This window comes from Streptomyces sp. NPDC001700 (assembly GCF_053596435.1).
In genome coordinates, this window is record NZ_JBSFGE010000008.1 from 165,310 (window position 1) to 178,633 (window position 13,324).

Annotated in this window: 13 protein-coding genes; 10 read left to right on the top strand and 3 right to left on the bottom strand. The window is 71.6% G+C overall.

What is annotated here, in order from left to right; genetic code table 11:
- The first annotated feature begins 45 nt into the window (after positions 1 to 45).
- Genes ACWC5C_RS17590 through ACWC5C_RS17620 form a run of 7 tightly spaced genes read left to right on the top strand, consistent with a single transcriptional unit; the run spans position 46 to position 6,150 of the window.
- Entirely contained in the window at positions 46 to 1,404 is a 1,359-nt protein-coding gene (locus tag ACWC5C_RS17590; RefSeq protein WP_450876255.1) for an MFS transporter, read from the top strand.
- Positions 1,368 to 1,847: a nuclear transport factor 2 family protein gene (locus ACWC5C_RS17595; protein WP_450876256.1), complete on the top strand. Its 480-nt coding sequence runs from the start codon at positions 1,368 to 1,370 to the stop codon at positions 1,845 to 1,847. Before ACWC5C_RS17590 ends, ACWC5C_RS17595 begins: the two co-directional genes overlap by 37 nt.
- Entirely contained in the window at positions 1,847 to 2,155 is a 309-nt protein-coding gene (locus tag ACWC5C_RS17600; protein ID WP_450876257.1) for a hypothetical protein, read from the top strand. The genes ACWC5C_RS17595 and ACWC5C_RS17600 overlap by 1 nt, the downstream gene beginning before the upstream one ends.
- The gene (locus ACWC5C_RS17605) at positions 2,152 to 3,402 is read left to right on the top strand and encodes an aromatic ring-hydroxylating oxygenase subunit alpha (RefSeq protein WP_450876258.1); all 1,251 of its coding nucleotides are present in this window, start codon (positions 2,152 to 2,154) and stop codon (positions 3,400 to 3,402) included. Before ACWC5C_RS17600 ends, ACWC5C_RS17605 begins: the two co-directional genes overlap by 4 nt.
- A gap of 34 nt (positions 3,403 to 3,436) precedes the next feature.
- Positions 3,437 to 3,910, top strand: coding sequence for an aromatic-ring-hydroxylating dioxygenase subunit beta (locus ACWC5C_RS17610; RefSeq protein WP_450876259.1), 474 nt, complete (start codon positions 3,437 to 3,439; stop codon positions 3,908 to 3,910).
- A gap of 12 nt (positions 3,911 to 3,922) precedes the next feature.
- A complete protein-coding gene (locus ACWC5C_RS17615; protein ID WP_450876260.1) occupies positions 3,923 to 4,873 on the top strand; it encodes a PDR/VanB family oxidoreductase in 951 nt (316 codons plus the stop codon).
- 23 nt (positions 4,874 to 4,896) lie between these two features.
- Entirely contained in the window at positions 4,897 to 6,150 is a 1,254-nt protein-coding gene (locus tag ACWC5C_RS17620; protein WP_450876261.1) for an amidase, read from the top strand.
- On the opposite strand, the gene ACWC5C_RS17625 is transcribed toward ACWC5C_RS17620, so the two are convergent.
- Entirely contained in the window at positions 6,134 to 6,574 is a 441-nt protein-coding gene (locus tag ACWC5C_RS17625; RefSeq protein ID WP_385442982.1) for an Lrp/AsnC family transcriptional regulator, read from the bottom strand. The two genes, ACWC5C_RS17620 and ACWC5C_RS17625, sit on opposite strands and share 17 nt — an antisense overlap.
- A gap of 80 nt (positions 6,575 to 6,654) precedes the next feature.
- Between ACWC5C_RS17625 and ACWC5C_RS17630 the strand changes: the two genes are divergently transcribed.
- A complete protein-coding gene (locus ACWC5C_RS17630) occupies positions 6,655 to 7,440 on the top strand; it encodes an AzlC family ABC transporter permease (RefSeq protein WP_450876262.1) in 786 nt (261 codons plus the stop codon).
- A complete protein-coding gene (locus ACWC5C_RS17635; protein WP_450876263.1) occupies positions 7,433 to 7,759 on the top strand; it encodes a branched-chain amino acid transporter permease in 327 nt (108 codons plus the stop codon). Before ACWC5C_RS17630 ends, ACWC5C_RS17635 begins: the two co-directional genes overlap by 8 nt.
- Positions 7,760 to 7,770: 11 nt before the next feature.
- Here ACWC5C_RS17635 and ACWC5C_RS17640 read toward each other — a convergent pair whose 3' ends face one another.
- Positions 7,771 to 8,748: an alpha/beta hydrolase gene (locus tag ACWC5C_RS17640; RefSeq protein WP_450876264.1), complete on the bottom strand. Its 978-nt coding sequence runs from the start codon at positions 8,746 to 8,748 to the stop codon at positions 7,771 to 7,773.
- 81 nt (positions 8,749 to 8,829) lie between these two features.
- Positions 8,830 to 9,987: a helix-turn-helix domain-containing protein gene (locus ACWC5C_RS17645; RefSeq protein ID WP_450876265.1), complete on the bottom strand. Its 1,158-nt coding sequence runs from the start codon at positions 9,985 to 9,987 to the stop codon at positions 8,830 to 8,832.
- A 141-nt stretch (positions 9,988 to 10,128) separates the two neighbouring features.
- On the opposite strand from ACWC5C_RS17645, the gene ACWC5C_RS17650 reads away from it, so the two are divergent.
- Positions 10,129 to 13,254, top strand: a complete 3,126-nt coding sequence (locus tag ACWC5C_RS17650) for an AfsR/SARP family transcriptional regulator (protein WP_450876266.1) — start codon at positions 10,129 to 10,131, stop codon at positions 13,252 to 13,254.
- Positions 13,255 to 13,324: the final 70 nt, after the last annotated feature.

The following is a 13,324-nucleotide window of genomic DNA, read 5'->3' on the forward strand; positions in this document are numbered from 1 at the left end:
TGGGCCGCATTGGTGATCGGAGAAGCGGCCCGATGGAGGGCCAATATGGCAGCAACGAAGGGCGCCCCGCGCCAGGTGCGCACGGCAGCGATAGCGAGCCTGGTCGGCAGCGCCCTGGAGTGGTACGACTTCTTTCTCTACGGCACGGCCGCCGCGCTGGTGTTCAACACCTTGTTCTTCCCCACCTTCGACCCGCTGGTGGGCACGATCGCCGCCTTCGGTACCAACGCGGCGGGATTCCTCGCCAGACCGCTCGGCGGCATCGTCTTCGGACACTTCGGTGACCGGCTCGGCCGCAAGGCGATGCTGGTCATCACCCTGATGATCATGGGGGTTTCGACCTTCTTCATCGGCGTACTGCCGGGCTACGCCACCATCGGGGTGTGGGCCCCGGTGCTGCTGGTGGGCCTGCGGATCGTGCAGGGCATCGCCGTCGGCGGCGAGTGGGGCGGCGGTGTGCTGATCGTCAGCGAACACGCCCCGGACCACCGCCGGGGCTTCTACTCGGCCTGGAGCCAGACGGGCGTGGGGCTCGGGTTCGTCCTCTCGGCCTCGGTCTTCACCCTGGTCCAGGCCGTGACCAGCAAGGACGCGTTCCTCGCCTGGGGATGGCGCATCCCGTTCCTGGCCGGGATCGTGCTCACCGCCGTCGGCCTGGTGATCCGGATGCGGGTCATGGAAACACCCGCGGCCCAGCGGGCGGCATCGGCAGAGAAGGCCGGGAAGACCGGGCAGAAGGCCAGGCTGCCTCTCCTCGACGTCCTGCGCACCCACCCCAAGGCGGTGCTGATCGCCTTCGGCGCGCGCATCGCCGAGAACGGCGCGCTGTACGTGTTCCTCACCTTCAGCCTCTCCTACGCGGCCACGATCGGCCTGGACGGCGATTTGGTGCTGACCGCGGTCGTGGTGGGGATGCTGGTCGAATCGTTCGCGATGCCGATGTGGGGAGCGCTGTCCGACCGGGTCGGCCGCCGCCCGGTCTACCTCGGCGGTGCCCTCGCGATGATCGTCTGGGCGTACCCGTTCTTCGCGATGTTCGACTCGCGCAACCCCGTCCTGGTGTTCGTGGCCGCGTTCGTGGCGCTCGTGATCTGCCACGGGACGATGATCGGCACCCAACCGGCGTTCTTCCACGAACTCTTCGACAGCCGGGTCCGCTACAGCGGGGTCGCCCTCGGCCACGAGCTGGCCTCGATGGTCGCCGGTGGCTTCTCGCCCATCATCGCCACCGCGCTGTTCGCCTGGGCGGGCGCGTCCTGGCCGATCGCCGTGTTCCTGATGGGCATGGGTGTGATCACCGTCGTCGCCGTGGCGCTCGCCCCCGAGACGGCGGCACACCCCGATCACGCAGAGGAGGCCGTTCCCGCATGTCCTCGCCCGAACATCTCGCACACGGGACGTTGATCCGCTACCTGGAGCTGTGCGACGTCCCCCGGCCATCGGACGCCACCGGCCGGTTGGAGGACCTGTTCACCCCGGACGCCGTATGGGAGGGCGTCGGCCCGCTCTACACCGCGAAGTTCGGCCGTACGACCGGCGCGCGGGCCATCGCGGAGATGGTGGCGGCACATCTGCCGCCGAACCCGCACTTCCGGGCGAATGTGCATCTGCTCCACCCCGGCACGACAAGCGCCACCGGGGGCGAGGTCCGGGGGAGATGGCTGATGCAGCAGCTGGCCCGGTACGTGTCCGGAGCCGCCGAACTCGTCGTGGCCCGGCTGGAGGTGGACTTCCGTATCGACGGCGACCCCGCCGCCCGCGCCACCCGCGCCGCCCGCATCCGCCACTTCCGCACCGAGCGCGTCTTCACGACCGCGCTCCCCGACGAGGCAGCGGGGGCGGCGTGATGACCGCACCCGGCGACGGCCGGACGATGCTCCTCACCTGCTACCGCGACATCCGCCCCTACGGCTGGCACCACGTGGACCTGTTCCTGTGTGACCGGGACGGCAGAGAGCTGAACTGGGTGCACTGGGGCGCCGCCGAGGAAGGCCTCGACGGCGCGGACGCCGCCTGCGCGGCCGTCGAACCCACCCTGCGCAGGACCACCGAGTGGCGCCATGGCATCCGGGCCGACGGCAGCGACTACTGGACCGCGGAAGCCGAGTGGGACCAACAAGCCGCACGCGACGACTCACAGGAAGCGACGGAATGAACATATCCAGCCTCGTCCAGAACGACCGCGTGGACGTCTCGCTCTACACCGACCCGGAGTTGTTCGAGCGGGAGATGGAGCGCATCTTCCAGCGCACCTGGGTCTGGGTGGCGCACGAGAGCGAGATCCCGAACGCCGGTGACTTCCGGACGGCCATGGTCGGGCGGCAGCCGGTGATCGTGACCCGCGACCGGCGCGGCGGGATCAACGTCCTGCTGAACCGCTGCCGCCACCGCGGGGCCAGCCTGTGCGAGGCGCCCCGGGGCAATGCCAACGGCTTCACCTGCCCGTACCACGCCTGGTCGTACGCGCTCGACGGAAAGCTGCGCGGCATCCCGTACCCGGACGGCTACGAGGACGTCCTGGAGAAGAAGGACTTCCCGCTGCACCGGCTGAAGGTCGACAGCTACGCGGGGATGATCTTCGCCAGCTTCAACCCGGACGTGGAACCCCTCGCCGACTTCCTGGGCCCTGCCCGGCACTGGATGGACCTGTTCATGAAACAGGGCGCCGGATACCCGGTCAAGGTGCAGGGCGAGCACAAGTTCCGCTTCGACGGCAACTGGAAGATCCAGCTGGAGAACACCACCGACGGCTACCACTTCCCGATCGTGCACCGCTCCTGGATGTCCTCCGTGGACGCGGAGACCGCCGAGATGCTGTCGTTCATGACCGACGAGAAGGCGGTCACCCACTCCCTCGGCAATGGCCACAGCGTCATGATCATGGTGCCGGAACATGTCGACCTCGACGAGGACGACGGCACCGAGCAGTTGCAGGGGCGCTTCGGCCACATCATCGAGGAGCTGTCCCGGGAGTTCGAACCGGCGACGGTGCGGCGCATCGTGCGCTCGATGCACGGCGCCGGATTCAACCTGAACCTGTTCCCCAACGTGGCGATGTCGATGGCGTTCTTCCGGGTGCTGCGCCCCATCTCCGTGTCCGAGACGGAGATCCGGCACCTGGCGCTGGGCCTGGACGGCGGCCCGGAGATCGTCAACCGTGAACGGCTGCGGATCCACGAGCACTTCCAGGGCCCGTTCGGGTTCGGCAGCCCCGACGACTCCGAGGCCTGGGACCGGGTCCAGCGCGGCGCGGCGGCCGGTCCCGGCGTGCCGATCATGGTGAACCGCGGTCTGTCCCGGGAGCGGGACGACCACCAGGGGCGCGTGGCGCACGCCACCGACGAGACCGGTATGCGCGAGGCGTACGCGATGTGGAAGGCGATGATGACCGATGTCCGTTGAGCCGATGTCCGTTGAGCCGATGTCTGTTGGGCCGATGTCCGTTGAGTTGGCCCCGGCCATCGAACTCATGTGGCGCGAGGCCCACGTGCTGGACCGCAAGCAGTACCACGAGTGGGACCGGCTCTGGGCGCCCGACGGCCGGTACGTCATCCCCATCGACCCGGAGACCGAGGACTTTGAGTCCAGCCTCAACATGGTCTACGACGACGACCGCATGCGCCGGATGCGGATCGAGCGGCTGACGTCCGGCTACTCGATCTCGGTCGCCGCCGCCGCGCGCACCGTGCGCACCCTGTCCCGGTTCGTGGTCCTGCGCCGCGACGAGGACACCGTCACGCTCAGTTCCGCGCAGGTGCTGGTCGGCCACCGGCGGGAGCGGACCTTCGTACTCGGCGCGGACGTCACCCACCGGATCCGGCTGGACGGGCCCGAGCCGCTGATCCAGGAGAAGGTCATCCGGCTGGTCAACTCCGAGGACGCCGTCAACGCGTCCGGCTTCCTGCTGTAGGAGAGGCACACCATGATCAGGGCCACGGTCAGCGAGGTCACGGCCGAAACCGGCGCCGTGAAGTGTTTCCGGCTGCGGCGCAGCGACGGTCGCCCGTTCGCACCGTACGAGGCGGGGGCGCACGTGGACGTGGTGGGCCCGAGCGGCGTCACCCGGCAGTACTCGCTGTGCGGACCACCCGACGACGGTGGCGCCTATGTGATCGCCGTCAAGCGGGAGGAACTCTCCCGGGGCGGGTCCTCGGCGCTCCATGACCAGGTCGGGGCCGGTGACGAACTCGTCATCAGCGAACCCCGCAACCTCTTCCGCATCGAGCCCGCGGCGGCCCGCCATGTGCTGGTCGCGGCCGGTATCGGGATCACGCCGCTGCTCAGCATGGCGTATCAACTCCGCCGTACGGGCGCGCCGTTCCGGTTGCACTACTTCGCCACCAGCCGGGAGCGGGCGGCGTTCGTCCCGCTCCTGGAGAGCGCCGAGTTCGCCGCAGATGTGGAGTTCCACTTCGGGCTCGGCCGGGACGCACAGCCCGGGGCGCTGGCGGAGGCGCTGGCGGACCCGGCCCCCGGGACGCACGTCTACACCTGCGGCCCGAAGGAGTTCATGCGACGTGTCGTGGAGGTGGCGGCGGTCCGCTCGCTGCCCGAGGACCAGGTCCACGTCGAACACTTCCAGCCCCTGGAGCCGGTGGCCGAAGCCGGTGACGCGTTCGAGGTGGAGCTGGACACGGGCGAGGTGTTCGCCGTGCCGCCCGGGCGGAGCATCGTGGATGTGCTGGCGGAGGGTGGCATCGAGGTCGACACGTCCTGCCGCGAGGGCATCTGCGGCACCTGTGTGCTCCCGGTGCGGGGCGGCGTACCGGACCACCGGGACAACTGCCTGACCCGCAAGGAGAAGGAGGCCGGGGACCAGATCGCCACGTGTGTGTCACGGGCCCGCACCGCCCGCCTCGTACTGGAGCTGTAGCCCACCGGAAGGGAGAGACACCGATGCCGGAAGTCCGGTACAAGGCAACGGACCTGGTGCGCGACGCGCTGGAACGGCTCGACGCCACCGAGCCCGACATCCGGGCGTGGGTGCGGGTGGACCGGGACGGGGCGCTGGGCACCGCCCGGCAACTCGACGCCACGCCGCCACCGGGCGGGCCCCTGCGCGGCGTCCCGTTCGGGGTCAAGGACATCATCGACGTCCGTGGCCTGCCGACCGAATGCGGTTCGCCCCTGCGGCAGGGCCGGGTGGCAGCGTCCGACGCCCCGGTGGTCGCCCGGCTCCGGCAGCTCGGCGCGATTCCCCTGGGCAAGACGGTGACCACTGAATTCGCCTACTTCGCGCCCGGACCCACCCGTAATCCGCACCACCTCGCGCACACGCCCGGGGGCTCCTCCAGCGGCTCGGCGGCTGCCGTGGCGGCGGGCGTGGTGCCGCTGGCCCTCGGCAGCCAGACCGCCGGTTCGCTGACCCGGCCCGCCGCGTACTGCGGTGTCGCGGGCTTCGTGGCGCCGGTCGGGGCGCTCGACACGACCGGGTTCGCGGGGCTGTCCCACAGCCTCGACGCGGTCGGACTGCTCACTCCGACCGTCGCCGACCTGCACCTCGCCTATCTGGCGCTGACCGGCGCGGACCGGCTTCCCGGCCCGCCACCCGAACCGCCCGCTCGCGTGAGGCTCGCGGTGTGGCCGGGCACCGAACTGACCGACATCGCGGACACCATGCGCGCGGCCCTGCGGCGCACCGCCGACCGGGCGGTGGCGGACGGCGCGGTGCTCGTGGACGTCGACTGGGCCGCGCGGACACCCGCGCTCACCGAGGCCCACGCCACGGTCATGGCCTACGAGGCCGCCCGCGCCCTGGCCATCGAGGCCGCACATCCGGAGCGGCTGAGCACGCCCCTAAGCGAACTCCTCGCGCGGGGGCGCGCCACCACGGCCACGGAGTACGTGGACGCGTTGTCCGTCGCGGAGCGGGGGCGTGGCGAGATGCTGGCGCTGCTCGCCGACGTGGACGCCGTACTGGGCCCGGCCGCCCCCGGCCCCGCCCCCAGCGGCCTCGCGGCCACCGGTTCGCCGGTCCTGAGCCGCCCGTGGCAGCTCCTGGGCCTGCCCGCGCTGACCGTGCCGGGCCACCGGGACGGCCACGGCCTGCCCCTGGGACTCCAGCTCATCGGACACCCGGACCGGCTGGAGGGGCTCTTCTCGCTCGGCCACGCCATGGAGCGGGCCATAGCCGCTATGGGGCCGGTTTGATGGTCTTCATCGTGAAGTGCGAGGTGACGTTCTTGACCCGCGGGATGGTCATGACGTGCTGGCTGAGGAACGTCTCGTAGGCGGCCAGGTCGGCCACGGCCACGCGCACGAAGAAGTCGGGCGTGCTGAACAGCCGCCGCAGCTCGACCACCTCCTCGGCCTGGGTGAGCGTCTGCTCGAAGTGTCCGGTGGTCCGCGCGTCCTGGGAGTCGAGGCTGACGTCGAGCAGCACCTCGAAGGACCGCCCTACGGCGACGGGGTCGATGACGGCCCGGTAGCCGCAGATGACCCCGTCGGCCTCCAGCCGCTGCACCCGCCTCAGGCACGGCCCGGTGGTGAGCCCGACCCGACGGGCCAGCTCCACGTTGGTCAGCCGCCCGTCCCGCTCCAGCTCGGCGATGATTGCTCGGTCCATGGCATCCATGGCATAAAGATTGCACGATGACGGGGGCGGCCTGCAATATTCGCAACCACATGGCGCGGCTTCCGCGAGACGATGAGCAGGTGCGACACGACGTACCCACCCAGACCACAGCGCCGGATCCGCCACCGGCTTCCGCCTCGGACACTCAGCGGCAGCGCATCGCCGCAGGGGTGCGCGATTCCTTCTCGGCGGGGCTCGGGATCTTCCCGCTGGGCATCGCGCTCGGCCTGCTGGTCGTCCAGGCCGGACTGCCGTGGTGGCTCGCCCCGGCGCTGTCCCTGTCCGCGTTCGCCGGATCGCTGGAACTGCTGCTCGTGGGCATGGTGGCCACCGTCACGCCACTGGCCTCGATCGCGCTGACCGTCCTGGTGGTCAACTTCCGGCATGTGTTCTACGCCTTCTCGTTCCCGCTCCACCTGGTCAGGAATCCGTTCGCGAAGGCGTACGCCGTGTACGCGATGATCGACGAGGCGTACGCCGTCAGCGCCTCCCTGCCCGAGGCGGAACGCTCCGCGCCACGCCTGCTGGCGATGCAGATCGCCTCCGAGATCTACTGGGTCGGCGGCGGCCTGGCCGGTGTCGCCCTGGGCGCGGCCCTCCCCGGGCCGATCAAGGGGCTGGAGTTCGCGCTGTGCGCCCTGTTCACCGTGCTCACGCTGGACGCGTTCCGTTCGCGCGAGGAGATCCCCTCCGTCCTGCTGGCCGGGGCCAGTGTCACGGTCGCGCTCGTCCTCACCCCGGGCGTCGCGCTGTTCACCGCGCTGCTGCTGTTCGTCGCCCTGCTGCTGGCCCGCCACGCGTACACCACCCGCCGCCCGACTCGCCGCCCGACCCGCTGCTCCGCCGAGGAGGCCGCCGATGCCTAGCACGTCGTACCTGGTCGCCGTCCTCGCGATCGTCTTCACCATCACCCTCGCGCTGCGCGCCGTGCCCTTCGCTGTGCTGCGCACCCTGCGCACCTCGCCGATCGTGCGGCAGCTGTCGGTGTGGATGCCGGTGGGCATCCTCGCCATCCTCGCGGTGACCGCCCTGCACGGCAGCGTGGCCGCCGCACCGCACACCACGTCGTACGCGCTGCTCGCCGTCGCCGTCACGGTGGGCGTTCACCTCGCCTGCGGCCGCCGCACGATCCTGAGTGTCGGCATCGGTACCGCCGTCTACGTGGCCCTCGTCAACGCCCTCTGATCGGCCGGGGATTACGGGCGTTGGCCGTGCAGCGCGGTGCGCAGTGTGTCCGTGGCGAGCGTGATGGCCGCCCGGGCCGCGTTCGTTCCGCGCAGGGCGTTGAGCATGACGAAGTCGTGGATGATGCCCTGGAAACGTACGGCGGTGACGGGGACACCGGCCGCGCGCAACTTGTTCGCGTACGCCTCGCCCTCGTCGCGCAGCACATCGGCCTCCGCCGTGATGACGAGGGCGGCGGGCAGCCCGGTGAGCTGCTCGGTGCTGGCCCGTAGCGGGGAAGCGGTGATCTCGGCGCGTTCGCCCTCGTCGGTGGTGTACTGGTCCCAGAACCAGCGCATGCCGTCGCGGCGCAGGAAGTAGCCCGCCGCGAACTGGTGGTACGAGCCGGTGTCGAAGGCCGCGTCGGTGACCGGGTAGAACAGCACCTGCTGGAGCAGGGGCACATCGCCGCGCTCCTTGGCCATCAGGGTCAGGGCAGCGGACATGTTGCCGCCGACCGAATCCCCGGCCACGGCCAGCCGGGTGCCGTCCAGGTCCTTGGCCGCGCCGTCCCGAACGATCCACTGAGCGACGGCGTAGTTCTGCTCGATGGCGATGGGGTAGCGGGCCTCGGGGGAGAGGTCGTACTCGGGGAAGACCACGGCGGCGCCCGCGCCGACGGCGAGTTCGCGCACCAGGCGGTCGTGGGTGTGCGCGTTGCCGAACACCCAGCCCGCGCCGTGGATGTAGAGGATCACCGGCAGGGGGCCGGTGGCACCGGCCGGTGTGACGATACGGACCCGCACACTGCCGGTGGGACCGCCGGTGACGGTGATCCACTCCTCGTCGGCGTCCGGCGTGTCGACCGGGCCGGACTGCACCTCGTCGACGGCCTTGCGGCCCTCGGCCGGGGCGAGGTCGAACAGATACGGCGGGTTGGCCGTCGCCTCCGCGAAGGCGGCCGCGGCCGGTTCGAGGACCGGCTGAACCGGCCTGATGCCGTTGGACATGCGTCACTCCTGAACTGTGGTGTCGTACGCCGGTGGAAACCGGACAGAGTGGTCCCCCGGGCGGAGAGGTACGGCGCGACCCTAGGCGCGCTGCCGCGCCCCGCCTTGACCAGGGACGCACGCCTTGTCGTCCATCCGTGCAGCGGCACCGGCACCGGCACCGGCAGCGGCAGTGCCGGTCCGCTTTCCCGTCGCGCCGTCGTGGGTGGTGCCCACCGGCTCCCGCCACAGCGCCTGCCATTCACGGGGTGACATTCCGTAGGCGGCCCGGAAGACCCGGCTGAAATGGGCCGGGCTGATGAATCCCCAGTGCTGCGCCACGGCGGCGACCGTCCGGCTCGCCCGGCCGCCACGCGCCAGCTCTTTCCGGCATTCCTCCAGTCGGCGCTGTCTGATCCACCGGCCGACCGAGGTGCCGTGTTCCTGGAAGAGCTTATGCAGATAGCGCACGGATATTCCATGATGCCGAGCGATCGTTTCCGGTGAAAGCCCGGAATCCGCCAGGTGTTTGTTGATGAAAGCCTGCACGCGGGCCAGATGCGCGCGGTCCGCACCGGTGCGCCGGTCCTCAGCGGCGCGGGTGTCGAGCGCGTCCAGGGTGTCGAGGGTGCCTGTCGCGAGCGTGGCCAGCAGTTCCAGCAGGGTGCGGGCGATCTGGCGCCGGATGTGCCACGGATGGGCGCCCGCGCCGCCCGCGAGCCGGGAAATGATGGGCAGCAGCATGGCCGACAGCGCCGTATCGGCCGGAATGGGCCGCGCGGTGAGGCGGGCGAGTTCGGGTTCGGGCAGCCCCAGCGCGCCGCGCGGCAGCGAGAGGACCGTCGCCCGATACGCCTCCGGCATGACCAGGGTGAAGGGGCGCGAGGCGTCGTAGAAGGCCAGGGCTCCGGGCAGGAGCGCCCCCGTTCGGCCGTCCTGATGGACCGTGGACGTTCCGCCCTCCTGCAGACGGGCCAGCAGGCAGTCACGGCCGTCCGCGAGAATATGCCCCGGGGTGCGGGAAATTCGTATCGGATCCGAGTCGATCGCCGCTATCCGCACCGGGTCGAGTTCGTCGGCCGTGATGCGGGCGGACCATCGGTCCGGCTTTTCCAGGCGCATATCGAGCGAGAGCAAACTGCGCGCTACGGCGCTGCTCCAGTGCGACGGTTTGTCGTCCGGCGGAAGCGTCGCCGGGCAATGCAGGGCGTGCCGCGCGGATAACCTGCTCTCTCCACCCAGTGGCGCATTTTTGTGCACCGCACATCCTCCTCGGGATACCGTTCGCGGTCGGGTGTGGAGAGCGTAGGTTCATGCGGTGGAAGAAGAGTGAAAACGGGGGGCCGCCGGGGCCCGGTGCCCCCGGCGGGTGAGTCCTTGCGGTTCGAGATCCTGGGTCCGATGCGCGCCTGGCGGGCGACGACCGAGCTGGATCTCGGGGTTCCGCAGCAACGGGCCTTGCTGGGGCTGCTGTTGATACGGGCCGGGGAACACCTGCGGCTGAGCGAGATTGTCGACGTCCTGTGGGCGGAACGGCCTCCCGCCACCGCCGTGAACGTGGTCCACCGCTACGTCGGCCTGCTGCGGCGCCTCCTGGAACCGCAACTGCCGCCCCGCGCGCCGGGCACGCTGCTGCCGCGTGAAGCGGGCGGGTACCGGCTGCTGGTGGCGCCGGACTCGGTGGACCTGCTGCGCCACCGAGACCTCGCGCACCGGGCCGTGCGGTCCGCCGACGCTGGTCAACTGGAGGCGGCACTAGAGCTGCTCACGGAGGCCCTAGCCCTCTGGCGTGGCCCGGTCGCGACGGGCGTCCCGGAGCAGGTGCGCAGCCATCCGGTGTTCACCGGCCTGGACCGCGAGTACCTGGACACCGTGGCCGAGGCCGCCGACGTGGCCCTGCGCTGCGACCGGGCGGGCCGCGTGGTCGGCCTGCTCCGCCAGGCCGCCGCCCGCGACCCGCTGAACGAACCCCTGCACGCCCGCCTCGTCCTGGCCCTGTCCGCCTCAGGCCACCGCGCCCAGGCCCTGGCCGTCTACGCCGACATCCACACCCGCCTGGCCGAGGACCTGTCCGTCCCCCCAGGCCCCGAACTACGCGCAGCCCACCAGCGGGTTACCGCTTCCACCCCGGCCCCCACAGGACGACCACCTTGGGTCCGCCCCGCCCAACTACCAGCAGATTTACCGGTATTCGCGGGCCGCCTAGCGGAACTCACCCAGCTCCTCAGCCTGCTTCCGGCCAATGAGCAGCCCGATCGCCCCGGGCGGACCGACACCGCAGGACAGCCCGGCGATCCCGGACAGCACACCGGCGGCGCGGGGGCGCGCACCGGCTCTGGACAGACCTGCGGCGCAGACCAGCTCACCGGTCCCGGGCAGCCGACCGGCGCGGGGCAGAGCTGCGGCGCGGGGCAGGCCACCGGCTCGGGGCGGCAGGCCACCAGCCCCGAGCAGCCCACCGCCACGGGGCGGTCTGGCGGTGCGGGGCACCCCGATGGTGTGGGCCAGCCGACCGGCACCGGGCAGTTCACCGACCCCGCGCAGCCGACCGGCACCGGGCAGCCCACCGACACCCCACAGCCCACCGGCGGCCCGCGAGACCGCACCGCGGCCGTCGCCGTGATCAGCGGGATGGCGGGCGTCGGGAAGAGCGCGCTCGCCGTGCACTGGGCTCATCGCATCGCTCACCGGTTTCCCGATGGGCAGCTCTACCTCAACCTCCGTGGTTTCGATCCCGGTGGGGCGCCCACTCATCCCGCCGAGGCCATTGCCGGGATGCTGCACGCCCTGGGTGTGCCTCCGCAGCAGCTGCCCGCCGGGCTGGACGCACAGACCGCCTTGTACCGGAGCCTGCTCGCGGGGCGGCGGGTGCTGGTGCTGTTGGACAACGCGCGGGACCACGAGCAGGTGCGTCCGCTACTTCCGGGCGGTCCCGGGTGCCTGGCCGTCGTCACCAGTCGTAGCCAGCTGCCGGGGCTGGTCGCCTCGGACGGGGCCGTGCCGGTGGCCCTGCGGCTGCCGCCGATCAGCGACGCCCGCGCCTCGCTGGTGCGGCGGATCGGGCAGGAGCGGGCGGCCGCCGAGCCGGGGGCCGTGGAGGACATCATCGGGCTGTGCGGGCGGCTTCCGCTGGCGCTCGCCATCGTCGCCGCCCGGGCCGCCCTCCACCCCGGGTTTCCGCTGGCCGCCGTCGCCGCCGAACTCCGCCGTACCCACGGCAGCCTCGACGCGTTCGCCGACACCGGGAGCGCCATCGACGCCCGCGCCGCCTTCTCCTGGTCCTACGACGCCCTGCGCCCAGAGGCGGCCAGGGCCTTCCGGCTGCTGGCCCTGCACCCGGGGCCGGACCTCACCGCCGCCGCGGCGGCGAGCCTCACCGGGCTGTCCGTACGCCGCACCCGGACCCTGCTGGCCGAACTCACCCGGGCCCATCTCCTCACCGAACACACCTGGGGCCGCTACACCTTCCACGACCTGGTGCGCGCGTACGCCACCGAACTCGTCGAGGACCAGGACACCGAGGCCACCCGCCACGCCGCGCTGCACCGGATGCTCGACCACTACGTGCACACCGCCCACCCGGCCGCGCTGCTGCTGTCCCCGGACACGGACCTCATCCCGCCGGGCCCGCCGCTGCCCGGTGTCACGCCCGAAGCCCTCGCCGACGACCGGCAGGCCCTGGACTGGCTCACCGCCGAGTACACCGGGCTGCTCCCCGCGATGGAACGGGCCGCCACGTCCGGGTTCGACGCCCACCTCTGCCACCTGGCCTGGGCCCTGGAGGCGTTCTTCGACCGGCGCGGACACTGGCACGACTGGCACACCGCCCAGCGCGCCGCGCTGGACGCGGCGCACCGGCTGGGCCACCCGGAGTGGGAAGCCTTCGCGACACGCTCTCTCGCCCGTGTCGACGGCAGGCTCGGCCACTACGCCGAGGCCCGGACCGGCCTCGACCGGGCCGCCGAGGTGTTCGAGCGGCTGGGCGACACCGTACGGCTCGCCAACACCCACCGCAGCCTCGGCTGGACCTCCGACCAGCAGGGCGACCTCGCCGCCGCCCTCGGCCACAACCAGCGGGCGCTGGAGCTGTTCCGGGCGGCGGGCCACCGGGCCGCCGAGGCCCGGGTCCTCAACGCGGTCGGCTGGTATCTGTCCCAGCTGGGCCGCTACGAACAGGCCCTCGCCCACTGCGAGCAGGCCCTCGCCATGATGCGGGAAACCGGCGACCGCTACGGCGAGGCCGCCACCTGGGACAGCATCGGCCACGCACACCACCACCTCGGCCAGTACAAACAGGCGGTCATCGGCTTCCACAACGCCCTCACCGTGTACCGCGAACTCGGCGTGCCGTACCAGGAAGCCGACACGCTGACCCGCCTCGGCGACACCCACCAGGCGACGGGGGAGCAGGCCACCGCCCGGGATTCCTGGCGGCAGGCCCTCACGCTCTTCACCGAACTGGGCCGGGCCGGTGAGGCCGACGACGTACGCGCCCGCATGCGCGACCGCGAACGCGACCTCGCCTGACGGCAGACGAACACCCCCGTGCGCGCAGGGAAAACACCCGGTGCGCTGGCGGACAACGCGCGGCGACCGG